The organism is Pseudomonas sp. CCOS 191 (assembly GCF_001007005.1).
Classification (GTDB): domain Bacteria; phylum Pseudomonadota; class Gammaproteobacteria; order Pseudomonadales; family Pseudomonadaceae; genus Aquipseudomonas; species Aquipseudomonas soli.
This window is the reverse complement of sequence record NZ_LN847264.1, coordinates 3,667,199-3,691,818: the sequence shown is the minus strand read 5'-3', so window position 1 is coordinate 3,691,818 and position 24,620 is coordinate 3,667,199. Positions and strand designations below refer to the sequence as shown.

Below are 24,620 nucleotides of genomic sequence, written 5' to 3'. Positions count from 1 at the left end.
CTATGGAAACCAGAGATGTTCTTGCGTTGCTCACTTGCGTCCTCCTGGTGGTTTCCGGGAGTACCTACGGCATCAAGTTCCTGCGCAGAGGCAACTTCCTGCTGGGCCTGGAATGGTTGATCGTGGCGTTTTCCGGGACCAACTTCCTCATCTACCTGCTGACCCAGTCGCAAGTCTCCTACGGCATTTCGTATTTCTGCGATGCGTTTTCCCGCGGCTTCGGCATCCCTATCGTCACCGTGCTCGGTTTGATGGCGGTGACCCATGGCTTCCGACCTTCGGTGGGCAAGGACGCATTGATCTTCGCCATCACCTTTGTCTGTACATTCGTGATGATCAAGGCCGATTTCATGATCAAGCCGCTTCCGTACTTCTACGTCGTCATGTGGGCTGGCTACACGGTCTACCTGGCGTATTTCATCAGCCGCCTGGCGCTGGTCGGCGAGTATCTGCACGCCTTCGGGGTCACGGTGGCGGCGATGCTGGGGCTGCTGGTGGCTTGCATCTATGACTTCTACCCCATACCCGGGGACGACACAAAGGCCATATTCATGTCGATAGCGCTGGCCAGCTGGTCCTTCATGATGATCCAGCTGTACTACGCGTACTTCGCCCTGGTGCGGGCAAAGCATCAAGCGGTGCCAGCGCGCTGACACGCCTTGGTTTCCATGCTGTGGCCGCTCGAGCGGCCACAGTTTTGCAGTCGCAGTGATCCAAGAGATCCACCAGGAGTACTTACATAATGTCGATCGAGCAAGTCGCGCCGGCAGTCGAGCGGATGCGTGAAGTTTTCGCGCTTCAGCGCCAGGCATTCGCCGAGGAACGCTACCCGTCCTATCAGACCCGGCGGGCCAACCTGCTGGCGCTCAAGGCGCTGGTGCTGGAGAACGCCGAGCGGATCGCAGCCGCCATATCCAATGATTTCGGCCACCGGTCGGAGCACGAGACCAAGATGCTCGATATCTTCGGCCTGGTCAGCGAAATCAACCACGCCGTCCGCTGCTTGAAACGCTGGATGAAACCGCGCAAGCGCGGTGTCGGGATCTGGTTCAAGCCCGCGCGCGCTGCGGTGCTGGCCCAGCCGCTCGGGGTTATCGGTATCGCCGCGCCGTGGAACTACCCGCTTTACTTGACGTTGGGCCCGCTATGCGGCGCCCTGGCTGCCGGTAACCGGGCCATGATCAAGGTGGCCAGCGACTCCAGCAATTATGGTCGCTTGCTCGCCGACTTGCTGGGCAAGCGCTTCGACCAGGATCTGGTAGCGGTGATACAGCCAGGTCCAGGTATCAACGACGGTTTCTCCCGGCTACCCTTCGATCACCTGATCTTCACCGGCTCGCCTGCGGTAGGCCGGCAGATCATGCGTAATTGCAGCGAGAATCTCACGCCTGTGACCCTGGAACTCGGTGGCAAGTCGCCCACCGTCGTCGCCCCGGATTACCCATTGAAGCAGGCTGCCGAGACCGTTCTGTGGGGCAAATGCCTGAATGCCGGACAGACCTGCGTCGCTCCTGACTACCTGTTTCTACCTGCCGGCAGCGAGGAGGAATTCCTGGAGCATGCCAGGGCGGCAGTGTCCCGGAATTACCCGCAGCCGTTGGCTGACAACCCTGACTACACCTGCATGATCAATGCGCGCCAGCTGGCGCGCGTTGAGGCGTTGCTGACGGATGCTCGGGACAAGGGCGCGCGCGTGGTCGCGCTGGCGGATGTGGATGGCGCGCGACGAGCGGGCAAGCTGACACCGCACCTGGTGTTCGATGTGCGCGACGACATGCTGGTCATGCAGGAGGAAATCTTCGGGCCCGTGTTGCCGGTATTGACTTATCGCAAGCTCGAGGACGCGATCGACTACATCAATGCCCATGAGCGGCCCTTGGCGCTTTACCTGTTCGACGAAGACGCTGGCCGTGTCGAGACTGTGCTGCGCCAGACATTGTCCGGAGGTGTCTCGGTCAACAGCGTGATGCTGCATGTGCTGCAGGAAAACCTACCGTTCGGTGGTGTGGGCAATTCAGGGCTCGGGCACTATCACGCCGAGGAAGGGTTTCAGACGTTCAGCAAGATGCGGCCGGTTTTCTACCAGGCGAAATTCAATGGCAGCTTCTTGCTCAAGCCGCCTTATGGCCGTCTCACCCAGGGCCTTCTGCGCCTGATGCTGCGTTGAGGCATGGTTTGCTGAGCAGGGCTGACGAGGCTACATCGAGTTGACGCTACGATCGTCATGCCCTTTTTAGCGCCCTTCGGGGCGCTTTTTTTTATGGGCACAGAGTAGGTGACTGGCAGGAGAGGTTATGAGGAGGGAAGACTTTGAAGCCGGAAACCGCCCCTACCTGGCACAATACAGGGCGGTTTCTCGCAGGAGCATCTCAGGCGTGGGCAATCCACTCCGCGGCGCGTTCCGCGATCATGATCGCGGCCGCATTGGTATTGCCTCCGACCAATGTCGGCATGATCGAGGCATCGACGACGCGTAACCCCTGGATGCCATGGACCCTTAACTGGCCGTCCACCACGGCCATCTCGTCCTGCCCCATCTTGCAGGTGCCGATCGGGTGGTAGATGGTGTCGGTGCGTTTGCGCAGCAGCTCGATCAACTGCTCGTCGTTGTGCAGGCCGGCGCTATACATATCCCTAAGCCCGAAGCTGGCCATGGGCGTCTGGGCAATGATGTCACGGGTGATGCGATAGCCTTTGAGCAATGTTGCGACATCATCGTCGTGGGCAAGGAAGTTAGGGTCGATACGCGGCGCCTTGCGTGGGTCTGGTGATGCCAGGCCGACACTGCCGATGCTCTTGGGGCGTAGCACGCACACATGGCAACTGAAACCATGGCCCCAGTGAAGCTTGCGGTTATGGTCATCCACTGTGCCGATCACCGAGTGCAATTGGATGTCCGGGCGCTCTAGGCCTGGATCGGTCTTGAGAAACGCGCCGGCCTCGGCGCAGTTGCTCGCGACCGGGCCATTGCGATGGCGCACATAGTCGAACATGGCCTTGCCCATCTTCACGCCGCCACTCAGGGAGAAGCCCAGCAGCGAGGTGTCGTTGCTCTTGTAGCACAGCACCACGTCGGCGTGGTCCCGCAGGTTCTGGCCAACGCCTGGGAGCTCATGGCGCAGGGCGATGCCTTGGGGCTCGAGCTCGGCTGATGAACCGATGCCTGAGAGCATCAGCAAGTGTGGGCTGCCAAAGGAGCCCGCTGACACTATGACCTCCTTGCGCGCCCTCAGGTGTACGCGCGAACCCTTGATCAGCGCCTGTACCCCGGTCGCCTGCTTGCCCTGCAGAACGATATTTTCAACATGGGTATGGGTGAGCACGGTAAGGTTGCTGCGATGGCGGACCGGCTTGAGGAAAGCTGTCGCGGTGCTCCAGCGGCGGCCGTCGCGAATGGTCACATCGTAATAGCCGGCACCTTCCTGGGTAGCGCCGTTGAAGTCCGGGTTATAGCGGTGCCCGGCACGCAGCGCGGATTCCACGAAGGCTTCGCTGGCCGCGTGGCGATTGGCCGGGCTGACGTAGAGCTCGCCGTCGCCTCCGTGATACTCGCTGCTGCCGCCGTGGTGCATTTCGCTTTTGCGAAAGTACGGCAGAACATCGTCGAAGCCCCAACCTTCGTTCCCCAGCGCCTGCCAGTCATTGAAATCCTCATGATGGCCGCGAATGTAGATCATGCCGTTGATCGAACTGCTGCCGCCGAGCACCTTGCCCCGGGGCTGGTAGCCGACCCGCCCGCCCAGGCCCGACTGAGGGGTGGTTTTGAATGCCCAGTTGACATGGCGTGTCGGCAGGATGGCAGCCAGACCCAGCGGGGTATGGATAAGCGGTGATCGATCTTCCGGGCCCGCTTCGAGCAGGCAGACGGTGACACTGGGATCGGCACTGAGGCGGTTGGCGAGGACACAGCCGGCAGAGCCGGCACCCACGATCAGGTAATCAAATTCCATGTTGTTGTTCTCGAGGGAATTATTGGGAGTCTGGATAGAAACAGGTCTGCGCTAGCCATCCCAGTTCGTATGGTCATTGACGAACTCCAGGATATGGCGCTGTGCCTGTCGGGCCTGTGGAAGAGCTGCGATCATCTGGAACACGTGTGGCAGCTGCTGCCAGATTTCCAGGCGAACCGGCACACCGGCCGCCGCTGCGCTGGCCGCAGCACGGACCGAATCGTCGAGGAGCATTTCGCTACTGCCCACCTGCAACAGCAACGGTGGCAAGTCGGTGAAGGAGCCGAACAATGGAGATACTTCAGGTGACGTGTGCTTCTCGGCGGGTGCGTAGAAGCCGCGGATAGCGACCGCGAAAGGCAGGGTGAAGATCGGGTCGCGACGGGCGTTGCCCAGCGCGCTCGCACCACTGAGGGTGAAATCGAGGAACGGTGACAGCAGCACGGCGCAGCTTGGCAGTTGCGCTCCCTGGTCCCTGAGCCGCTGCAGCAGCGCCAGCGCTAGGTTGCCGCCGGCGGAGTCGCCAGCGATCACGATGTGGTCTGCCTTGGTCCCCTGTTCGAGTAGCCAACGGTAGGCAGCATGGACCTGGTCAAGCGCTGTAGGGAAGGGGCATTCGGGCGCGAGGCTGTAGTCCACCATTAGCGCCCTGGCTTTAAGCGGCTTGCACCAGTTCGCTACCATCGCGGCATAAATCTGCGGGGTGTAGGCCACGAAGGCACCACCGTGAATGTACAGCAGTACGCGCTCCGGCCTGCAACTGGCAGGTGACAGCCAGTGCGCAGGGGTACCGTTGCACAACGCTCTCGTGCGAAGCACGTCCGTTGGTAACGCCAGGCCTTGGCGATCCAGTTGCGCGAACTGCTTGCGCAGGTGCTGGATATCGATAGACATGCCGTGGCGGGACTTCACCGACAGGCGCAGCAACAGATTGAGCAGCCTGCGCTTCCAGCGCCCTTCGCTCGGGTCGATGACACGGGTATCGGCCCGCCCTCTGGCCGGAGCGTTCATGACGCCACCTCGCACGGCGGCGAGCCCGGCCATCGGTAGTCACGCAGATCCTGGCGCAACTGGAGTTTGCTGACCTTGCCGGTGGCGGTGTGCGGCAGGGTCTCGACGAACACGACGTCGTCAGGGATGCAGAAGCGTGCGACCTTGCCGGTATAGAGCGCGAGAATCGCCTCACGGGTCGGTGCTTCTCCGGGTTTTGCGGCCACTACCAACAGTGGGCGTTCATCCCATTTAGGGTGTGCAATCCCCAGCGCGGCTGCTTCAGCGACGGCCGGATGGCCCATGGCGATGTTCTCCAGCTCGATCGAACTTATCCACTCGCCCCCCGACTTGATGACATCCTTGGCCCGGTCGGTGATCTGCATGAAGCCATCCTGGTCGAGGCTGGCGACGTCACCGGTTGGGAACCAGCCGTTCTCCAGCGGGCTTTCATCGCTGCGGTAATAGCGATCAACCACCCAGTGCCCACGCACGATCAGCGCGCCCGAGGTCTTGCCGTCACGCGCTACCTCGTTGCCGTCATCGTCCACAGTTTTCAGGTCAATGCCGAACGGTGGTCGGCCTTGCTTGATGCTGATGGCGAAGCGCGCCTCTTCATCCAGGCCCAGATGCGACGCTTTAAGCGTGTTGACGGTGCCCGTCGGTGACATTTCGGTCATGCCCCAGGCGTGCTGAATACGGATCCCGAACGCGTGTTCGAAGCTGCGCATCAGTGCAGGCGGACAGGCTGCGCCGCCGACCACCAGGCGTTTCAGGCTGGGCAGACGCTTGCCGGTTTGCTGCATGTACTGCTGAAGGCTCAGCCATACGGTAGGAACGCCGGCCGAGAAGGTGACACCTTCCTGTTCGAACAGCCTGAAGACGCTTTGACCATCCAGGCCTGCACCGGGCAGCACCAGCTTGGCACCTACCATGGCCGCCGAGTACGGCAGCCCCCAGGCATTGACATGGAACATGGGCACGATCGGCGCGACAACCTCGCGGGCCGATAGCGACAGTGAGTCCGGCAGAGCACTGGACAGCGCGTGCAGCAGCGTGGCGCGGTGGGAGTAGAGCACCCCTTTGGGGTTGCCGGTGGTGCCGGAGGTGTAGCAAAGCGCTGCTGCCGCATGCTCATCGATTGAAGGCCAGATGAATGTCGCGTGTTCGGCAGCCAGCAGCGCCTCGTAGCACAACAAACGGGTCTCGCCCGCGGATGGCATCTGCTCAGCATCCGACAAGGCGACCCAATGCTTTACGCTTGGGCATTGTGCCGCGATCTCGGCGACAAGCGGGGCGAAACTCTCGTCGAAGCAAATCACCTCGTCTTCGGCGTGCCGGATGATCCACGCCACCTGCTCCGGGAACAGGCGCGGGTTGATGGTGTGGGTGATTGCCCCCATGCCCGAAATTGCGTAATAGAGTTCGAAATGTCGGTAGCTATTCCAGGCCAGAGTACCCACACGGTCGCCAGGCTTGACGCCTAGGCGGCTCAGGGCGTTGGCCGCTTGTCTAGCTCGCTGGTGAGCGTCGGCATAGGTGTAGCGGTGCACGGCGCCGCCAGGCAGGTACGAAACGATTTCGGTACCGCCGTGATACCGCTGCGCATGCTCCAGCAGTGAAGGAATGGTCAGGGGAAGCGTCATCATTTGACCTAGCATGATTTTCAGCCTTTTACCTTTCTTGTTATTCACGCACCGTCGGCGGGGCCGTGGGCGTCTTGGTTCAACCCGTGATCTTGGCGGGCCGCTGGGTGAGTGCTTGTTGCTGGGTGCGCTGGAACTCCAGGTGGTGGTCTTCGATCGGGTCCTTCAGCAACATTTTCTTGTCGCGCCCGTAGTGCATGAAGACGAACCAGGGATGCGACCGGCCCTGCCGAGGCAGGAAGTGCTGGTCACGCTGGATGTAGCCGGACTTCATCGAGTTCAGGATCCCGTCGCTCAATGCGTTGTTGGCGTTGTCGTGAGGGGTCACGACATCCAAGTTGCGCTGCTCCATGTAGCGGAACAGGCGGCACAGGTAAGTGGCGGCCAGGCCAACCTTCAGCGTCCACGACACGTTGGTGTAACCGAAGATCCATGCCATGTTCGGCAGGTTCTCCAGCAGTACACCCTTGTAGGTCATCTGCTCACCGATCGGGAACGGCGTACCATCGACCGAGACGGTCATGCCCCCCAGCAACTGCAAGCGCAGCCCGGTGGCAGTGATGATGATGTCGGCCGGCAGTTCCTTGCCTGACTTCAAGCGAATGCCGTGCTCGGTGAAACGCTCGATATGGTCCGTCTCCACCGACGCCTGGCCGTTGCGAATGGCCTTGAAGAGGTCGCCGTCGGGTACTGCGCACAGGCGCTCGTCCCAAGGCATGTAACTCGGGGTGAAGTGGCGCATGTCGGCATTCGGGCCTACCTGGCGGCGTACGTGCGCCAGGAGGATTCTGCGCATCAGGCGTGGCCATTGGCGGCAGGCAATGTAAGCGGCACGGTACAGCACGATATTGCGTTTGCGCGCCAGACCGAGGGCCCAACTCTCGGGCATGATGCGAGAGAGCAGGGTCGTGAGCTTGTCGGTCGAAGGCAGCGAGTAAATATATGAGGGGGAGCGCTGTAGCATGGTGATATGGCGGGTCTTGTCTGCCATCGCCGGGATCAGCGTGGCAGCGGTGGCGCCGCTGCCAATGACCACGACATTCTTGTCACGGTAGTCCAGATCCTCGGGCCAATGCTGTGGATGGATCTGTACGCCTTTGAAGTCGTCCTCCCCCGGGAAAGTGGGGAGGAAACCCTCGTCGTGGTTGTAGTAACCGGTGCAGCAGAGAAGAAATCGGCAAGTGTAATGCCGGATATCCCCGCTGGCTTCGTGTCGCACCATCAATTGCCACAGGCGCTGCTGGCTGCACCAGTTCGCACTGAGGGTCTTGAGGCCGTAGTGGATCTTGTCGGCAAGGCCATACTGCTTTGCCGTGTCCTGGATATAGCGCCGGATCGAGGCGCCGTCGGCCAGCACCTTGGGGTTGTCCCACAGACGGAACTTGTAGCCGTAGCTCAGCATGTCGGAGTCGGAGCGGATACCTGGATAGCGAAACAGGTCCCAGGTTCCGCCCATGCACTCACGCCGTTCCAAAATGGCGAGATTGCGGTTGGGAAACTCGCCCATCAGGTGGCAAGCCGTGCCGATGCCGGACAAGCCGGCACCGATGATCAAGGTATCGAAGTGAAGGTTGCTCATGGAGTCTCCGCGCCTACGGGGTCTGACCAACGGGTTGTTTGAACGGTGGGTATCAGCGAGCAAGCGATTACGCGGCAGTCGTTAGGCAGCCGCGAGACGACGGTGCTGAGGCCCGGAGGAGCGTGGCCGGCAGCGGAGGGGGCAATGGAGTCGTGCATACGATGAGCTCCGGTGATTGTTGTTGTTTTACTGCAATGTAATCCGCTACCGACTTTAGCGCAACGCCTGTTATGTTTAAATGTGAAACCATTTGACAGCCGGGCAAAGCCGCTTGGTCCAACCATGGGAAATGGGGCGGTGGCTGTGCATCCGCCCTTCAACGGATCAGCGCTTGGTGGGGGTGAGGCCGGCGAGGTAGTGCGCCAGCGCTTGCACTTCAGTTGGAGAAAGCAGACTCGCGGTCGCGTTCATGGCGCCACTTGGATCCGTTCGCGTGCCCTGCTTGAACGCCTGGAGTTGGCTTAGCAGGTAGGCTTTTCCCTGGCCCGCGAGGCGTGGGCCAGCGGCTCCTCCCATGAAATCGTTGCCGTGACAGGCGCTACAGCCCCGTGCTGCTGCACTCGCCTGGCCTGTGGCCGACAACTGCTCATTAGCCGTTGGGGTGTCGGTGCTGTGTGGCGTTTGCCGGGAAAAATACTGCGCCAGTGACACGATCTGTTCTTTGGTCAATGAGGCGGCCAGCGGCTCCATCTGCGCACTGTGCCGTTTGCCCTCGGCAAATGCCTGAAGTTGTGCCTGCAGGTAGTTGGCCTGTTGCCCGGCGAGGGATGGGTACTGCTCGTTCTGCGACTGCCCGGAGGAACCATGGCAGGTGCTGCAGGTATCCTGGGGTTGTGGCCAGGTTCCGACGTCGGCGTCGTAGCGGGTGTAGTGGCTGTCCAAAACGTTCATGAATTGATAGCCCGCCAGCAGTTGCGGACCCGTAAAGATTGCCGCTAGCACAAACCCGGCAACGCCGACCGCAACACCTATCGACAAGGCGCGTTTCATCATGCGTTCCTCTGATTGGCAACCAGTGCCTGCAGTGCTTCCAGGGCGGCCCGGTGGCCGGAGCGCACTGCCCCGTCCATGCTGCTGGCCCAGATGTCAGCGGTTTCGGTGCCCGACCAGATCAGTCGACCAACGGCAGGTTTCAGGTAGCGGCCCCAGCGGGTGAGAAAGCCGGGAGGGATGGCGCCGACGCAGGTCAAGGTCCAGGTGTCGACCTTGGCCCAGTCGTGGTCGTGGTACTGCCGGAACTGCAATGCTTCATCACCTAGGGCTTGGGAAAAAATGCCGGCAAGCGTCTGGCTTGCCCGTTCGGCATCATGTGTTAGCTGGGCGCTGCGTACAAACGCCGAAAGGATGCCGACGCTGCCATCGGCGGGCGAGTTGTCGCATGAGAAGATCAAAGGCCCATCGGCTTGGCTGATCTGCCCATTGAGCCCCTTGTCTCGCCAGAATGGCCGATCGTAGACATGCACCGTCTTGCGCATCGGTGCATGGGCGGGCCAAAGCCGCTGCAGTTGCGCGCGCCCCTCGGGCAAAGGCGGCTCGAAGATGATCTGGTGGCATAGCGCGGGATGAAGCGCAACGATCACCTGTCGGGCGCGGACCACCCCCCGGTCTGTGTAGATATCGACGATATCGCTGTCCCAGTTGACGATCTTGCGTACCGGGCTGGACAGCCTCATGCGATCGCCCAACGAGTCCGCCATTCGCGTGCTCAACACTTGGGAACCGCCCACGAAGCGGGTCTCCTGGGCGCCGCCATTGAAGCCTTCCAGCTTTTCCATGCTGCAGTCGGCGGAATTGATCAGCGAAAGGTAGTGGAGCAGGGCCAGGCTGGCTGGCGGCGTACCTGTGGTCAGACCTATGGAGGTGTCGAAGCTGAACCGGCTGGCATTGTCGATGCCTTGGTTCTTAAGCCATTGGGCTACCGATAGCTTGTCGATTTCAGGCGCATCAGTTGCATTCCAGGGTTCCTTGCTCGGAACCTGTCGCGAGAGTTGATTGAGCTTTGCAGTGACAGGGTTTCCGTGGGCGGCGCTGAGGTCTTCTTCGTAGCGGGCATCTCCTGCCAGATAGACATTGCGGCCCTGGTAGTAGCTCGGGAAGGTCTCCACCTCCAGTTCGCGCGCCAGGTCGAAGATGGCCGTCTGTCCGGGACCTGCCCATTGCCCTCCGGCCTCCGCGATCAGGCCGTCACCGAGCGGATGGTTGACGGTTCGTCCGCCAACTCGATCCCGGGCCTCCAGTACGGCGAATGAGGTGCAGCCAGCGCGATCCAGATCTCTGGCCGCAGTGAGGCCGGCAAGCCCGGCGCCGATGACAACCACATCCAGCACACCTTGCGGGGATGGCTCGACTGTCTGGGCCAGGACTCGCCCGGCGAGTCCCGTACCACCTACCAGCGCCACGCCAGCGAGCGCCTGCACAAGCAGGCGCCGGCGGCATGCCGGCGACGCCATGTCTTCAGTGTTCATTTTTGCCTCGGTACGCTATTGTTTTATTTGGATAACCGTAGTTATGTAAAATAGCGTAAGGCGATCATCGTGCAAAGGGGCAACAGGCGTCCAATCATCGCTTCAGGCACAAAAATACGACGCTGGACGCTACTCGCCCTATATTTAGTAGTTGGTGTTATCTAAATCTGCTACAAACAACCCAAGGAGTTACCCATGAATATGTTGAGAGCGATAGCCGTTGCATCGATCATCTGCGCACCAGTTGTGTACGCCGGGGGCAAAACCGATACCGACCACTGCACGGCCAAGATCAACCAGCTCGACTCCATCGAGCGTTCCGAGGGCGCCGGCCAACACGGTGGAGTGGCCACGGATATTCGCAAATTGATTGCGCAGGCCAAGGAAGCTCGGGAAAAAGGCGATGGGAAAGGTTGCTTGGCCGCAGCCAACAGGGCACTGAGCGTGTACAAGAACGCATCCAAGTAAAAGGCTTCACCGACCAAAGGCGGGGCGAGATCAGCCAGGGCCGGACGAATACCCGTCCGGCCTACGCCTTATAGTTCTACTTTGATCAGGCTTTGCGCGAGCGACTGTTCTTGGCAGGGGGCGCTATCAGCGTGATGAGCGCATCGAGCAGGGTATTCCCGCGCTCGGCGCTGAAGCGCTCGGGCTCGATCGGCATCATCATCAGCCAGCCGTCACAGATGGTGCTGATTTGGTCGGCCAGCACATCGGGCGGTATGTCGTCACGGACTTTGCCTTGGTGCTGCTCTGCTTCGATAACCCTGGTAAACACTTGGCGGAACCTGGCATACCGCTGCTTGATGACATGCGCGAACGCCTGCTCATGTCGGGCATGAGTCAGCAATTGCAACCAGGAAAGCCAGAGCGTCGACTCGCCGTCGTTGACCCACTCCATCCACTGCCGGAGCAATGAGGGAATATTCATCTCCGACTGATTCGCTGCCAGCATAGTGTCGACCTGGTCGAACAAGCTCTGGGCGACCTCGGTGATCATCTCTTCCTTGTTGGCGAAGTAATAGGTTACTGCGCCTGTGGTGCAACCTGCGTGTTTTGCGACATTGCGCATCGACGCCCCGGCGTAGCCATCACGCGCGATCACGGTAATGGCTGCCTCCAGCAGTTCTGCACGTTTGGCATCGCGGTCGCCCACCGGCCGTCCCCTGCGCGCCGCGCGGCGAGGTGCAATTGTATCGGCCGAAGTGGCGGCGGTTGTGGAGGGGGATTTGGAATCAGGCATGGGGTCTCAGGATTTCAGTGCGAAAACGTTTCTGGATCAAGTGGCTGGCTTCCACAGTTGGCCCAGCATAGAGAAGTCGAGCGTGGATTACACCTGTCGGAACAGGAATGATTCTCCACGTCGATTCAAAGGCGGCAGCCGGGTTCTTGCCAGTCACCGACGGGTTAGGTGCTACCGCTTCCTGCCACAGCCACGGCACGAATCTCCACTACCAGTTCAGGCAGGGCTAGCTCTGTGATGCCGACTGCGGTCCAGGAGGGATAGCGTGAGGGGAAATATTCATCTTTGATACTGGCAAATATGGGCATGTCAGTCTGTAGCCGGGTGTGGAAGGTGGTCAGCTCGACCACATCTTCCAGGCCTGCACCAGCCGCTTGCAGCACCTTGGCCAGCGATTGGAATGCCAGGTGCGTCTGAGCTGCCACATCGCTTTCAGGTTTCATGTTGCTGTCGATGCCGACCTGCCCCGATACCCAGATGAGGTCGCCTACGCGGGTGGCCTGGGAGTAATGAAACTGATCGTAGAACACCTGGGTTGGTGGCGGATTGATTGATTGCCGCTTCAAGGGGGGGATGTTCATGGAACCTCCTGTTCAGACAATCTGGCGAAAGGTGGGATGGCGAAAAGCTGCGCCGGCCGAAAGATGCTTGAGCTCCTCGGTGAACAGCACACCTTGTGGTGGGAATCCCGCTTTGCTGTTCTGCGGCAGCGGCTTGAAGGTGGCGTCGTCGCCGAAGAAGCGGAAAACGAAGGTGTGGCGGCTAGGGAAGTCGCTATCGACCGGAGCACCACCATGCAAGGATGCCGGGTGCAGCAGGATCACGTCGCCTGGTTCGGTGGCCCACGACAGCACATCGTAAGCACGTGGATTCAGTTTGCGTTCGGCCTCGATATCGGGCAGGCGAGGAAGGGTGCCGTTGTCATGCAGCGGTTGTGTCGGATCGTCAGGATCGGTGAATGTGGTGCCATCGTAGCGTGGCCCGCGATGCGAACCTCGAATGATCTCCAACGCGTTACGTTGCGGGATTGATTCGAAGCTGATCCATGCATTGCCCCAATGCTCGCCTGCCCAGGGCAGGTAGGAGGTGTCCTGATGCCAGAGCGTACGGGAACCTTGGCCACCGGCTTTGAGAAAGACCTCTTCAGCGAAATACCAGACGTTCCGCGAACCCCAGATTCGGGCGAACAGGTTGCCCAGCGGTAAGGATTCAACGAGCGTTTCGAGCCGCTGTTTGGCCACGGGGTTGGCATTGTCCACATGCGACTGCTGTGTTGTGCCTGCGAACATGCGGGTTGCGTGGGGGCCATGGTTTTCCACGGCCCAGTCATACGCTTCACGACAGCGCGCCAGTTGCTCCTCGCTCAGGAGTCCTTTGACCAGCACTGCACCATCGGCATGAAAAGCACGGCTTATCGGGTCTAGCATGGCGTCCTCCCGGAACGTCTTTTTTGTGAGTATCCGGGAGACTAGCAACCAGCCGAATATATGACAACGTGAGTTATGTAAAATATTCGCGGAGGATGATCGTCAGCTCAAGGCTTGGCCATCCAGTCGATCACTGCTGAGTAGTCATCCGCTGTGCAGTCCATGCACAGGCCGCGAGGAGGCATGGCGTTGAAACCTTCCGTTACGTGCTTTACCAGGACGTCTCTGCCTTGGGCAAGCCGTGGCTTCCAGGCTTGGGCGTCACCTTTTTTTGGGGCCGTAGGCAGTTGGCCGTTATGGCACATTTGGCAGCTGCGATTGAATACGCTCTCTGGAGACTGTGCCGCCTTGGCCAAGGGAATCTGCCACAGACAGATGGAAAAAATCAGATAGAAGGCGCGTTTCATGGTCATACTCTCGTGGTGTTGTTTTTAGATAACGGATATTATTTTAAATCATGAGTTGTAGCCTGCGTCAATTTGACGCGCTGCGGGCGCGAGGAGTGGGAGCCTCAGGCTGCAGGGGGGGGGCGAAGGGCTGCAGGGACGGTGGCGGGCCGAAGCCCGATTTGGAGCCTGAGGCGGCATCCACTGAAAACGATGTTGCCTTTCTACGGGCTAAAAACGAATCCGTGCCTGAACGCAAGCGCGTCTAGCAGGCAAGGTAGCTATACCTGCCTGCGAACTCGTAGCGAATTACTCTGCGAGGGGAAGTTTTCGCGCTATGTCTAGCTCAACCATGGCATCCAGTTGTGTTTCGATTTGTAGAAAACGCAGGGCGCGCTTAGGTGAGACTTTTTCAGCGATACGGCGTGTATATCGCTCGCGCAGTTTTATATGATCGTCCTGAAGGCTATAGAATCGATGCAACAGGTCGGTGGCTAGTTCGTCGGTCACATAGCCTTGGTTATAGGCTTGACCGTAATCGATCATTGCTTCCAATGTCCTTTTGTTGAGGCGGTCAGCCTCTGTTCGATAAGTGTTGTAAATGGGCCAGAATTTTTCATTCTCCTGGCCTTCCAGTCCCATGTTAGTTTCTAGGATTTTTTTTCGTTTATAGTCAACGTCGGCAAAGTTATTCTGGATCTGGGCCTGGTTTTGTCTCATGACCTCCTTGCCAGAGGGAATGTCCTGTTGAGAGGCTAGCAGGGGGAGGCTGATTGTGGCGAGTAGGGTAATCGTAAGTTTTTTAAGCATGGGTGACTCCTTGGTAATTGAGCTGCGGAAGCAGATTTTGTGCGAGTGGATGGGGTTTTCGAGAGGTTTTGAAGTTGTTAATGGTTGTCGATGTTTATTGTCAAAGGCGAGGCGTTTCTTGAGTATCATGGTCTGCGGGCTGTAAAGCAGCCGAGTCAAACCATCTTTCCATAAGCTGTTCGTTCTCAAACCATTGGCAGAATGCAAATGTCGATGCTGAAAAGCCAAGGACTGCCCGCTGATCTTTTAGATTGCCTACGGTCATCAGTGGGCCTCCACTTTTTAGTCTGACCACGTCTCCTTTCAATATATTTCTCATGTTGTGCGTCCGGTTCTAGGGGCAAAGGCGTCAGCAGGGTGGCAGGCGGCGCCTTGCAGAAAAAATGTTGCAATCAGTTTGTAGCAGTCTCCGGGTATTCGACCCCGGTTTCGCGAGTCGATGGCGCCATAAAGAATGGATACAAACACTTCTGTTAGCAGGGGGGCTGTTAAATCGATGCGGAAGATACCTAATTGCTGGCTGCGTAGAAAAAACGCGTCCAGTTCATCTTGATAGAAACTCCAGTCAGCCTCTGGGTCGCGACTAATTCTCAAGTGTGGGTGGTATCGGGAAGCTAAAAAAACAATTAACTCTCCCTGAGCCAAGTGGTCGTGTATGAGCTGCTGCAAAGCGGACAAGGGATGAGTTGTTTGCGGGGTCGCCCGTTGCAGAATTCGCCGGAGTGAATCCTTGGTGTGCTGCTCAAGCAGGCGATCCAAGTTTTCCCGGGTTCCGCAAAGCCTATGCAAAGTGGCTCGGCTGATACCTATGCGCTTGGCCAGTTCCTGCATGGACGCCCGCGGATGACTGGCCACTGCTGAGCAAAGGCTAGTGAGCAGCTTGGCCGGAATGGGGGCGGGGCAGTGCTCGCGTCCCAAGACTGTAGAATCCATTGTGAGACCCAAAATTATCTTGTGAGGCAAATTTGACTCATCGGGATCGAAAAGGTAGCATTCGGCTCGTTTTCAATCAAGGCTCGGGTGAATGATGAGCAACATACGTGCAATAGGGATGATCGGTGCGCTGTCTGCCGCCATTGTCTTGGCTGGATGCGATGCAACGCAGGAGCAGCAGAATGCTGAACAAGCGGCATCTCCCGTAGAGATCGTCACGGTGGCAAGTGAGCGGTTGGCTTTGAGCTCGACCCTGCCGGGGCGGGTCGAGCCAATGCGGGTGGCGGAGGTGCGTGCCCGTGTGGCTGGCATCGTCCTGCACAAACGTTTCGAAGAGGGTGCCGACGTCAAGGCTGGCGATGTGCTGTTCCAGATCGACCCGGCGCCGTTCAAGGCGGCCCTGGCTCGCGCTGAGGCCGACCTGGCCCGGGCTCAGGCTGTGCAGCAGGAGGCCCAAGCCCGGGTCAAGCGCTACGAACCGCTAGTGAAGATCGAAGCAGTCAGCCAGCAGGATTTCGACAGTGCTACCGCCGAGTTGCGCAGCGCCCAGGCGGCGGTACGCTCCGGCCAGGCCGACGTGCAGAGCGCACGCCTGAACCTGGGTTACGCCACAGTCACCGCGCCGATCTCCGGGCGCATCGGCCGGGCTCTGGCCACCGAAGGCGCGCTGGTCGGGCAGGGCGATGCCACGCTGATGGCGCGCATCCAACAACTCGATCCGATCTACGTCGACTTCACTCAGTCCGCCGCCGACGCCCTGCGCCTGCGCCAGGCTTTGAAGGACGGCGCCCTGGGTGGCGGCGACGACAAGGCGCTGACCGCCCAGGTGGAAGGCACCGACTACCAGCGCCAGGGCGCGCTGATGTTCACCGACGTGGCGGTCGACCGTGGCACCGGCCAGGTCACCTTGCGTGGTCGCTTCGACAACCGCGACGGCATTCTCCTGCCGGGCATGTATGTGCGCGTGCGTACCCCGCAGGGTACCGATCAGCAGGCCATCCTGGTACCACAACGGGCGGTGCAGCGCGGCAGCGACGGCACGGCGCGGGTGATGGTGGTCGGCACCGGCAGCCTGGCCGAGGCGCGCAGCGTGCGCACCGGTGTGATGCAAGGCTCGCGTTGGCAGATCCTCGACGGTTTGCACATCGGCGATCAAGTCATCGTCGGCAGCCCGGCTGGCCTGGCCTCCGGCATGCCTGTGGCACCGTCGCAGGCAAAGCCGGTAGCGGTGCAATAAGGCGAGGGTAGCGAGATGTCCAAGTTCTTCATCAATCGGCCGAACTTCGCCTGGGTCGTGGCGCTGTTCATTTCCCTGGCCGGCCTGCTGGTGATCCCGGCGTTGCCGGTGGCTCAGTACCCCAGCGTGGCACCGCCACAAATTTCCATCACCGCCTCCTATCCGGGCGCGTCCGCCAAAGTGATGGTGGAGTCGGTGACCAGCATCATCGAGGAGTCGCTCAACGGCGCCAAGGGCCTGCTGTATTACGAGTCCACCAACAACTCCAACGGCGTTGCCGAGGTGATGGTGACTTTTCAGCCGGGTACCCTGCCGGACATGGCGCAGGTCGATGTGCAGAACCGCCTGAAGAAGGCCGAGGCGCGTATGCCTCAGGCCGTGCTGACCCAGGGCCTGAAGGTCGAGCAGGCCAGTTCGGGTTTCCTGCTGATGTATGCCCTGACCAGTGCCACAGGTGGGCGCGACAATGTAACGGCGTTGGCAGACTATGCGGCGCGTAACATCAACAACGAACTGCTGCGCGTACCCGGCGTGGGCAAGCTGCAGTTCTTCGCCTCCGAAGCGGCGATGCGGGTCTGGGTCGATCCGCAGAAACTGGTGGGTTATGGCCTTTCCATCGACGACATCAGCAACGCTATCCGTGGCCAGAACGTCCAGGTGCCGGCCGGCAGCTTCGGCAGCACGCCGGGCGCCAGCGAGCAGGAACTGACCGCGACTCTGGCCGTGCAAGGTACCCTGGATACCCCCGAGGCGTTCGCCGGTATTGTCCTGCGCGCCAACCCGGACGGTTCCAGCGTGCGCCTGGGCGATGTCGCGCGCATGACCATTGGCAGCGAGAATTACAACCTGTCTGCGCGATTGGATGGTAAACCGGCAGTGGTCGCTGCAGTGCAATTGGCACCTGGGGCCAACGCTATCCAGACCGCGACGCTGGTCAAGGAGCGCCTGGCGGAGCTGTCGCAGTTCTTCCCCGAGGGCGTCGAGTACTCGGTGCCCTACGACACCTCGCGCTTCGTCGACGTGGCCATTGAGAAGGTGATCCACACCCTGATCGAAGCCATGGTGCTGGTGTTCCTGGTGATGTTCCTGTTCCTGCAGAACGTGCGCTACACCCTGATCCCGTCGATCGTGGTGCCGGTGTGCCTGCTGGGCACGCTGATGATCATGAAGCTGCTCGGTTTCTCGGTGAACATGATGACCATGTTCGGCATGGTGCTGGCCATCGGCATCCTGGTGGACGACGCCATCGTGGTGGTGGAGAACGTCGAGCGGTTGATGGCCGAGGAGGGCCTGTCGCCGGTGGACGCGACCATCAAGGCGATGGGGCAGGTGTCCGGGGCGATCATCGGCATCACCATGGTGTTGGCGGCGGTGTTCCTGCCGTTGGCGTTCATGTCTGGCTCGGTGGGGGTGATCTACCAGCAGTTCTCGGTGTCGCTGGCGGTGTCGATCCTGTTCTCCGGCTTCCTGGCCCTGACCTTCACTCCGGCGTTGTGTGCCACGCTGCTCAAACCAATCGCACATGGGCATCATGAAAAGGGCGGTTTCTTTGGGGCGTTCAACCGCGCCTTCGCCCGCATGACCGAACGTTACTCGGTAATGAACAGTGCCCTGGTGGCCCGTGCCGGGCGTTGGATGCTGGCCTATGTGGGCATCCTGGTGGTCCTTGGTTACTCCTATGTCCGAGTGCCGGAGGCTTTTGTACCCGCCGAGGACCTGGGCTACGGCATCGTCGATGTGCAGTTGCCGCCGGGTGCCAGCCGGGTGCGTACCGACCACACCGCTCAAGCGTTGGAGCAATTCCTGATGTCCCGCGAGGCTGTGGCCAACACCATTGTCGTGACTGGTTTCAGCTTCTCGGGCCAGGGCGAGAACGCCGCGCTGGCGTTCCCCACCTATAAAGACTGGTCGTTGCGTGGCAAGGAGCAATCCGCTGCTGCTGAAACAGGTGTGGTCAATGAACAGTTCGCCGCCAACGGCGACGGCGCCATCACCGCGGTCATGCCGCCGCCGATCGACGGCCTGGGCAACTCCGGCGGTTTCGCCCTGCGCCTGATGGACCGTGGCGGCCTGGGCCGCGAAGCGCTGCTGGCGGCCCGCGACCAGCTGCTGGCCCGCGCCAACGGCAACCCGGTGATCCTCTACGCGATGATGGAAGGCCTGGCCGAGGCACCGCAGCTGCGCGTGCAGATCGACCGCGAGAAGGCCCGCGCCCTGGGCGTAAACTTTGAGGCGATCAACAATACCCTGGCCACCGCTTTCGGTTCGGCGGTGATCAACGACTTCACCAACGCCGGGCGCCAGCAGCGGGTGGTGGTGCAGGCCGAGCAGGGCGAGCGCATGACCCCGGAAAGCGTGCTGCGCCTCTATGCGCCGAACGCCCAGGGCGAGCAGGTGCCGTTCAGCGCCTTCGTCACCACGAAATGGGAAGAGGGCCCGGTGCAGTTGGTGCGCTACAACGGCTACCCGTCGATCCGCATCGCCGGTGACGCCGCGCCCGGCCACAGCACCGGCCAGGCCATGGCCGAGATGGAACGCCTGGTCAGCGAGCTGCCGCCTGGCATCGGCTACGCCTGGACCGGCCTGTCGTACCAGGAGAAGGTCTCCAGCGGCCAGGCCACGGCCTTGTTCGCCCTGGCCATCCTGGTGGTGTTCCTGCTGCTGGTGGCGCTGTACGAAAGCTGGGCGATCCCGCTGACGGTGATGCTGATCGTGCCGATCGGCGCCCTGGGCGCGGTGTGGGCGGTGCTGCTCACCGGCCTGCCCAACGATGTGTACTTCAAGGTCGGTCTGATCACCATCATTGGCCTTGCGGCGAAGAACGCGATCCTGATCGTCGAGTTCGCCAAGGAACTCTGGGAGAAGGGCTACAGCTTGAGCGATGCCGCCATTGAGGCCGCGCGCCTGCGCTTCCGCCCGATCGTGATGACCTCCATGGCCTTCATCCTCGGCGTGGTGCCGCTGGCCATCGCCACCGGCGCCGGCGCGGCCAGTCAGCGCGCCATCGGTACCGGGGTGATCGGCGGCATGCTCAGCGCCACCTTGCTGGGCGTGGTGTTCGTGCCGATCTGTTTCGTATTCGTGCTGAAGCTGCTCAAGCGCAAGCCGGCCCCCGTGCAACACGCTGTCGAGGTAACCCAGTGATGCTCATGCGCAATCTTGCAATCCCGTTCGCGCTGGCCGTCACGCTGGTCGGCTGTTCCCTGGCGCCGACCTACCAGCGCCCCGAGGCGCCGGTGGCGTCCGCGTGGGGGGATGCCGCCGGCCATCACGGCAAGGCGGTGGAGCAGCTGGACTGGCAGGCGTTCATCGTCGACCCGTCCCTGCGCCAGCTGGTGGGCACCGCGCTGGACAACAACCGCTCGCTGCGCCAGACCCTGCTGGATATCGAGCAGGCCCGCGCGCAGTACCGCATCCAGCGTGCCGACCGGGTGCCGGGCTTGAATGCCGGGGCTTCCGGCAACCGCCAGCACTTGCCGGCCGACTTGTCGAGCGATGGCCGCGAAGGGGTGAGCAGCACCTACCAGGTGGGCCTGTCGCTGCCCGAATACGAAGTTGACCTGTTTGGCCGGGTGAAAAGCCTGAGCGACGCGGCCCTGGAGCAGTACCTGGCCACCGAGGAAGTTGGCCGCGCCGCGCATATTGCCTTGATTGCCGAGGTCAGCCAGGCCTACCTGACCCTGGACGGTGCCGAACGGCGCCTGGCATTGACCCGCCAGACCCTGGCCAGCCGTGAGGATTCGCTGGCCCTGGTCGGCCAGCGGCGTGGCGCCGGCACGGCCACGGCGCTGGATCACCAGGAGGCGCTGGGGCTGGTCGAGCAGTCTCGCGCCGAGCTCGAAGCCACCCTGCGTCAGCAGCGCCAGGCCTACAACTCCTTGGTCTTGCTGCTGGGCAGTGCGGACGCGGCCAAGGCGATTCCGGGCGAACGTCTGGCCGAGCCGATGGTGCTGCAGGACATTACCCCGGGCGCGCCATCGGCGCTGATTGAACGCCGACCAGACATTCTTGCCGCCGAGCACCGGCTGCGGGCGCGCAACGCCGATATCGGAGCGGCGCGGGCGGCGTTTTTCCCGCGGATCAGCCTGACCGGCAGCTTCGGTACCTCCAGCGCGCAGATGTCCGGGTTGTTCGACGGTGGTTCACGCAGCTGGAGCTTCATGCCGCAGCTGTCGCTGCCGCTGTTCGACGCCGGGCGTAACAAGGCTGGGCTGAGCCTGGCCGAGGCGCGCAAGGATTCGGCGGTGGCGGCTTACGAAGGCACGATCCAGACCGCCTTCCGCGAAGTCGCCGACGCCCTGGCCGCCACCGACACCCTGCGCCGCGAGGAAGCGGCACGCCGGGCCCTGGCCGATACCAGCCGGGCGACTTTGGAACTGGCCAAGGCGCGTTATGAGGGTGGGGTGGACAACCACCTGCGTTACCTGGACGCGCAGCGCAGCAGCTATGTGAATGAGGCGGCCTTCATCGAGGCCAGCACCCAACGTCAACTGGCCCTAGTCGATCTGTTCCGCGCCCTGGGCGGTGGGTGGTCGGACAAGGGCTGAAACTCCCTCCTTTGGTTGGGTACTCCAGCCGTTCAGCCCCTCGGACTAGTGCCTTGGGGCTTTTTTTTGGCTAGCTTACGGAGCCTGCGTGATCGCTCCGTGAAGGAAGAGTTGTTCGAGTGCCTGAATTGATGTTGCGCTGGCAGCGCGTCCGCGACGCTCAGCGTCGACGATGCCATAAATCATGCTTATGAACATCTCGGTAAAGACAGCTGCACTGATATCTATTCGGAAAACGAGGTTTTGTTGGCCCCGCAGGAAGAATGCGTCCAGTGCTTCGGCATATTCACGCCAGTGGCGGTTTTCCTCGGCGTCGCTGAAGGTGTCTGGGCGATACTGGAATATGAGGAATACAAGCATTTCTCTGTGTTTGAGATGCTCTACAATTAGTTCGTGCAGTGCCGCCAATGGTTCGGCATGCTCAAGCTGAGCCGCTGAGACAGTTTGTTTTAGAATGAGTTCGCCGTGGGCGTTAAGCATTTTTACGAGGTTTTCGCGTGTTCCACAGAAGCGATGCAATGTTGCTTTGCTCACGCCTGCTGTTTCGGCCAATTCTTTCAGCGTGGCGCGAGGGTGGATAACGAAAGAGCTGGCCAACGCCTTGAGCAATCGCTCATCGGTTACGGAAGGGGTCATGCTGGAAATCTCGTATTGATACACTTAAGAGATTTTGCAGGATTTATCCTGCTATTGACACCCTTTGGCTGAAACATTGGAAAGATCTAGATCGAAGCTCTCAGGGGGCATGCGGCAGTGTCTCTCCATGAGACTACAATGACCAATCCACCGAAACGGCGTACGGTAAGCGCTAGTGTCCTGTCTCGGAAATACGTTCGCTTGGGTGTTCGGGCAAGGCGCCGCGACGAGTAATAGCAGGGCTATGGCGAGGAGTGGCAACGCCGGCCGGGCGCCCAAGACGCCGCCAAAAGTGAACAGCTTATTTCCGAGACAGGACACTAGGTGCCTGTGCGCCGATCATCCTTTAGATGCCCGACGTGTTGCCGTGGCGCGAAACATCAAATCGCGCCCTGCCTGGGGGCGAGCAGGCGTTGGTTCGGTAACCTTAAAGGGGAGGGTTATTACATTAAAAAAGATAAGCCAGTCAAAAGAAGTCCTGCAGTGAGTAGCGCTGTGATCGTGCGCGCCTGGACTCTGAGCGCTGGTTGGTCCTCAATATGCTTGCTGATGGTGAAGTAAAGCTTTCCGAGTATTTGCTTTTCGTTGAGCCCCTCATCGTTGAAGATGTCGTCAATAATCGTATCGGCACTCGGGAATGGATTGTGCAAAAGGGGGGCCGCGTCAAGCACACTTTGCTGTAAAGCTCGAGCGGAGAGTAAAGCCGATGCCATCAAGGTACCTAGTGCTGAAATAGCGACGATTGCTGCTTGCGCTGTGATGAGGTTGAAGATTTCCATTGGGCTTAGTCTCAGCATTGTGGCATACAATGTTATCGCGCCAGCCAAGGCGCCCAGGGATAGGGTGAACATTAACCGAAGGTAGATTGTTGCTCTATCTCTCGAAGCGGCGACTTGCTCTAAGTAGACTTTAACCAGTATCTCAATGGTTAATCGACGTGCCTCGAATGTAAGTCGGCGTTCGTCATGAGGTGGGAGGTTTTGCATTTTAAATTCCTCGGCATGATCTGATGTTTTGGTGTTGCGTGCGGATCACACTTTCGTCTTCGCGCGGTCATATTGTTCGAGTGGAATTATATGTGCTCAGAATTAAACTTTCGCCATGGCGTGGGTGGCCATTTTCTGCATTATGATTCAACAAATTTAATACCTAGCTGAGGTTTGAGGGAGTGCAAGGGGATTTCAAGGTTTTCATGTAGAGCACAGAGAGGTCTGTGCTCTTTGCCTCAATCCTTTGGCACGCGTCGATTGGTCAAATCATCCAGCAGGTTTGCTGTCCCCAGCGCCATTGTCATAGCGCACTACTGCAGGGGCTCGACATTTCGCGTTACGGTCTGCGTTCGAAATTCTTCGCCGCCGCGACCGCCAGGTCCGGCGGCAGGAAATCCTTGTCCGGGTTGTAGTCGGCCTTCAGGTACCGCCCCAGGTCCTGCAGGTCTTGCGGGCTGAGGGTGCCGGCGGCCTGCTTGAGCCGCAGGTTATCGAGGATGTAGTCGTAGCGGCTGTTGTTGTAGTCGCGCACCGAGGTGTACAGCTGGCGCTGCGCGTCGAGCACGTCGACGATGTTGCGGGTGCCGACCTGGTAGCCGATCTCGGTGGCTTCCAACGCGCTCTGGTTGGAGATGATCGACTGCTTGCGCGCCTGAACTTGCTCCACGTCGGTGTTCACCGCGCGGTGCAGGTTTCGGGTGTTCTCCACCACCTGGCGGCGCAGGCTCTCGCGCTGCTGTTCGCTCTGGGTCAGGCGCGAATAGGCTTCGCGCACCTGGGAGCTTGTCAGGCCACCGCTGTAGATCGGGATGTTCAGTTGCAGGCCGACGCTGGTCTGCTCGACGTCACCGCCATAGCGTACGCCGTTCTGCGAGGGGTTGGTGAAGCCCAGGTTGTCGTTGTCGCCTTTCTGGTACTTGGCCACCGCGTCCAGGGTCGGCGCATGGCCGGCCTTGCGCTGGCGCACGGTTTCTTCGGCCGCGGCCACGGCGTGGTTGGTGGCCAGCAGGTTGAGGTTCTGCCGCCCGGCGGTCTCGACCCAGGCCTTGGCGTCGTTGGGCGTCGGCACTTGCACCGGCAGGCTGTGGACCACGCCCTGGATCGCGCTGTACTGGCGGTTGGTCAGGGTAATCAGGGCCTCGAAGGCATCCTGCACCTGGCGCTCGGCGATGATCCGGTTGGCCCGGGCAGTGTCGTAGCTGGCTTGCGATTGCAGCACGTCGGTCTTGTCCGAGAGGCCGACGTCGAAGCGCTCGTTGGACTGGTCCAGCTGGCGCTTGAACGCGGCTTCCTCGGCCTTGGTCGAAGCCAGGTTGTCCTGGGCGCGGAGCACGGCGAAGTAGTTCTCGGCGGTCTGCAGGATCAGGTTCTGCTCGGTGGCCGACAGCTCCAGCGCGGCTTGTTCGTTGACCGCTTCGGCGGCTTGCAACTGGAACCAGCGGTCGGCGCGGAAGATTGGTTGCGCCAGGGTGGCGCTCCAGGCATTGCCGCTGCGGTTGGAGGTGACCGACGGTTCGTCGAGCTTGGTGCGGGTGTTCATCATCTCGGCGCCGGCCGAGAGGTTGGGCAGCAGGCCGGCGCGGGCCTGGGGCACAACTTCACGGCGTGCGCCGTAGTCGGCGCGGGCGGCGGCCAGGTCGGCGTTGTTGTCGACCGCTTCCTGGTAGACGCTGACCAGGTCGGTCTTCACCGTCGTGGGCGTATCCGCTGCCCAGACCACTCCGTTGGACGCACAAGACACGGCAATCGCCAGTGAGAGTTTGCGCAGCAGCATAGGGCAAT

General features: G+C 60.6%; 22 protein-coding genes. 6 read left to right on the top strand and 16 right to left on the bottom strand.

What is annotated here, in order from left to right:
* The first annotated feature begins 2 nt into the window (after window positions 1–2).
* Together CCOS191_RS16305 and CCOS191_RS16300 are read left to right on the top strand one after the other, a co-directional pair.
* Entirely contained in the window at window positions 3–653 is a 651-nt protein-coding gene (locus CCOS191_RS16305; protein ID WP_046856108.1) for a hypothetical protein, read from the top strand.
* A gap of 89 nt (window positions 654–742) precedes the next feature.
* Window positions 743–2,167: a coniferyl aldehyde dehydrogenase gene (locus CCOS191_RS16300; RefSeq protein WP_082120443.1), complete on the top strand. Its 1,425-nt coding sequence runs from the start codon at window positions 743–745 to the stop codon at window positions 2,165–2,167.
* Between the two features lie 202 nt (window positions 2,168–2,369).
* Here CCOS191_RS16300 and CCOS191_RS16295 read toward each other — a convergent pair whose 3' ends face one another.
* The 6 genes from CCOS191_RS16295 to CCOS191_RS16270 form a co-directional block, all read right to left on the bottom strand.
* Entirely contained in the window at window positions 2,370–3,950 is a 1,581-nt protein-coding gene (locus tag CCOS191_RS16295; RefSeq protein WP_046856107.1) for a GMC family oxidoreductase, read from the bottom strand.
* A 51-nt stretch (window positions 3,951–4,001) separates the two neighbouring features.
* A complete protein-coding gene (locus CCOS191_RS16290) occupies window positions 4,002–4,961 on the bottom strand; it encodes an alpha/beta hydrolase (RefSeq protein WP_231867442.1) in 960 nt (319 codons plus the stop codon).
* Complete coding sequence (locus CCOS191_RS16285) at window positions 4,958–6,601, bottom strand: 3-(methylthio)propionyl-CoA ligase (protein ID WP_046856105.1); 1,644 nt, start codon at window positions 6,599–6,601, stop codon at window positions 4,958–4,960. The genes CCOS191_RS16290 and CCOS191_RS16285 overlap by 4 nt, the downstream gene beginning before the upstream one ends.
* Window positions 6,602–6,665: 64 nt before the next feature.
* Complete coding sequence (locus CCOS191_RS16280; RefSeq protein WP_046856104.1) at window positions 6,666–8,165, bottom strand: flavin-containing monooxygenase; 1,500 nt, start codon at window positions 8,163–8,165, stop codon at window positions 6,666–6,668.
* A gap of 324 nt (window positions 8,166–8,489) precedes the next feature.
* Window positions 8,490–9,158 (bottom strand): c-type cytochrome, encoded by a 669-nt coding sequence (locus CCOS191_RS16275; RefSeq protein ID WP_231867441.1) that lies wholly within the window; start codon window positions 9,156–9,158, stop codon window positions 8,490–8,492.
* Window positions 9,155–10,630, bottom strand: coding sequence for a flavin monoamine oxidase family protein (locus CCOS191_RS16270; protein WP_046856102.1), 1,476 nt, complete (start codon window positions 10,628–10,630; stop codon window positions 9,155–9,157). The genes CCOS191_RS16275 and CCOS191_RS16270 overlap by 4 nt, the downstream gene beginning before the upstream one ends.
* Window positions 10,631–10,825: 195 nt before the next feature.
* Between CCOS191_RS16270 and CCOS191_RS16265 the strand changes: the two genes are divergently transcribed.
* Window positions 10,826–11,098, top strand: a complete 273-nt coding sequence (locus CCOS191_RS16265; RefSeq protein WP_052752625.1) for a hypothetical protein — start codon at window positions 10,826–10,828, stop codon at window positions 11,096–11,098.
* Between the two features lie 85 nt (window positions 11,099–11,183).
* Here CCOS191_RS16265 and CCOS191_RS16260 read toward each other — a convergent pair whose 3' ends face one another.
* The 7 genes from CCOS191_RS16260 to CCOS191_RS27490 all read right to left on the bottom strand — a co-directional run bounded on the left by CCOS191_RS16260 (window position 11,184) and on the right by CCOS191_RS27490 (window position 15,429).
* Window positions 11,184–11,873: a TetR/AcrR family transcriptional regulator gene (locus CCOS191_RS16260; RefSeq protein ID WP_046856101.1), complete on the bottom strand. Its 690-nt coding sequence runs from the start codon at window positions 11,871–11,873 to the stop codon at window positions 11,184–11,186.
* A 164-nt stretch (window positions 11,874–12,037) separates the two neighbouring features.
* Window positions 12,038–12,454 carry a RidA family protein gene (locus CCOS191_RS16255; RefSeq protein ID WP_046856100.1) on the bottom strand — a complete coding sequence of 139 codons (417 nt, stop codon included), beginning with the start codon at window positions 12,452–12,454 and terminating at the stop codon, window positions 12,038–12,040.
* Window positions 12,455–12,466: 12 nt separating this feature from the next.
* Complete coding sequence (locus CCOS191_RS16250) at window positions 12,467–13,300, bottom strand: phytanoyl-CoA dioxygenase family protein (RefSeq protein ID WP_046856099.1); 834 nt, start codon at window positions 13,298–13,300, stop codon at window positions 12,467–12,469.
* 107 nt (window positions 13,301–13,407) lie between these two features.
* Entirely contained in the window at window positions 13,408–13,707 is a 300-nt protein-coding gene (locus CCOS191_RS16245; RefSeq protein WP_046856098.1) for a c-type cytochrome, read from the bottom strand.
* 288 nt (window positions 13,708–13,995) lie between these two features.
* On the bottom strand, window positions 13,996–14,496 hold the full coding sequence (locus CCOS191_RS16240) for a hypothetical protein (protein ID WP_046856097.1): 501 nt from the start codon (window positions 14,494–14,496) through the stop codon (window positions 13,996–13,998).
* Window positions 14,497–14,596: 100 nt separating this feature from the next.
* A complete protein-coding gene (locus CCOS191_RS27495; protein WP_046856096.1) occupies window positions 14,597–14,815 on the bottom strand; it encodes a YodC family protein in 219 nt (72 codons plus the stop codon).
* Entirely contained in the window at window positions 14,812–15,429 is a 618-nt protein-coding gene (locus tag CCOS191_RS27490; RefSeq protein WP_156177621.1) for a TetR/AcrR family transcriptional regulator, read from the bottom strand. The genes CCOS191_RS27495 and CCOS191_RS27490 overlap by 4 nt, the downstream gene beginning before the upstream one ends.
* Before the next feature lie 94 nt (window positions 15,430–15,523).
* Between CCOS191_RS27490 and CCOS191_RS16230 the strand changes: the two genes are divergently transcribed.
* The 3 genes from CCOS191_RS16230 to CCOS191_RS16220 are packed head-to-tail and all read left to right on the top strand — an operon-like array spanning window position 15,524 to window position 21,213.
* Complete coding sequence (locus CCOS191_RS16230; protein ID WP_046857833.1) at window positions 15,524–16,666, top strand: MexC family multidrug efflux RND transporter periplasmic adaptor subunit; 1,143 nt, start codon at window positions 15,524–15,526, stop codon at window positions 16,664–16,666.
* A 15-nt stretch (window positions 16,667–16,681) separates the two neighbouring features.
* Window positions 16,682–19,810 carry an efflux RND transporter permease subunit gene (locus tag CCOS191_RS16225; RefSeq protein ID WP_046856095.1) on the top strand — a complete coding sequence of 1,043 codons (3,129 nt, stop codon included), beginning with the start codon at window positions 16,682–16,684 and terminating at the stop codon, window positions 19,808–19,810.
* Window positions 19,810–21,213, top strand: a complete 1,404-nt coding sequence (locus tag CCOS191_RS16220; protein WP_156177617.1) for an efflux transporter outer membrane subunit — start codon at window positions 19,810–19,812, stop codon at window positions 21,211–21,213. The genes CCOS191_RS16225 and CCOS191_RS16220 overlap by 1 nt, the downstream gene beginning before the upstream one ends.
* Before the next feature lie 75 nt (window positions 21,214–21,288).
* Here CCOS191_RS16220 and CCOS191_RS16215 read toward each other — a convergent pair whose 3' ends face one another.
* The 3 genes from CCOS191_RS16215 to CCOS191_RS16205 form a co-directional block, all read right to left on the bottom strand.
* Window positions 21,289–21,849, bottom strand: a complete 561-nt coding sequence (locus tag CCOS191_RS16215) for a TetR/AcrR family transcriptional regulator (RefSeq protein ID WP_046857831.1) — start codon at window positions 21,847–21,849, stop codon at window positions 21,289–21,291.
* Window positions 21,850–22,292: 443 nt separating this feature from the next.
* Window positions 22,293–22,835, bottom strand: coding sequence for a hypothetical protein (locus CCOS191_RS16210; protein WP_046856094.1), 543 nt, complete (start codon window positions 22,833–22,835; stop codon window positions 22,293–22,295).
* A gap of 340 nt (window positions 22,836–23,175) precedes the next feature.
* Window positions 23,176–24,609, bottom strand: coding sequence for a TolC family outer membrane protein (locus CCOS191_RS16205; RefSeq protein WP_046857830.1), 1,434 nt, complete (start codon window positions 24,607–24,609; stop codon window positions 23,176–23,178).
* Window positions 24,610–24,620: the final 11 nt, after the last annotated feature.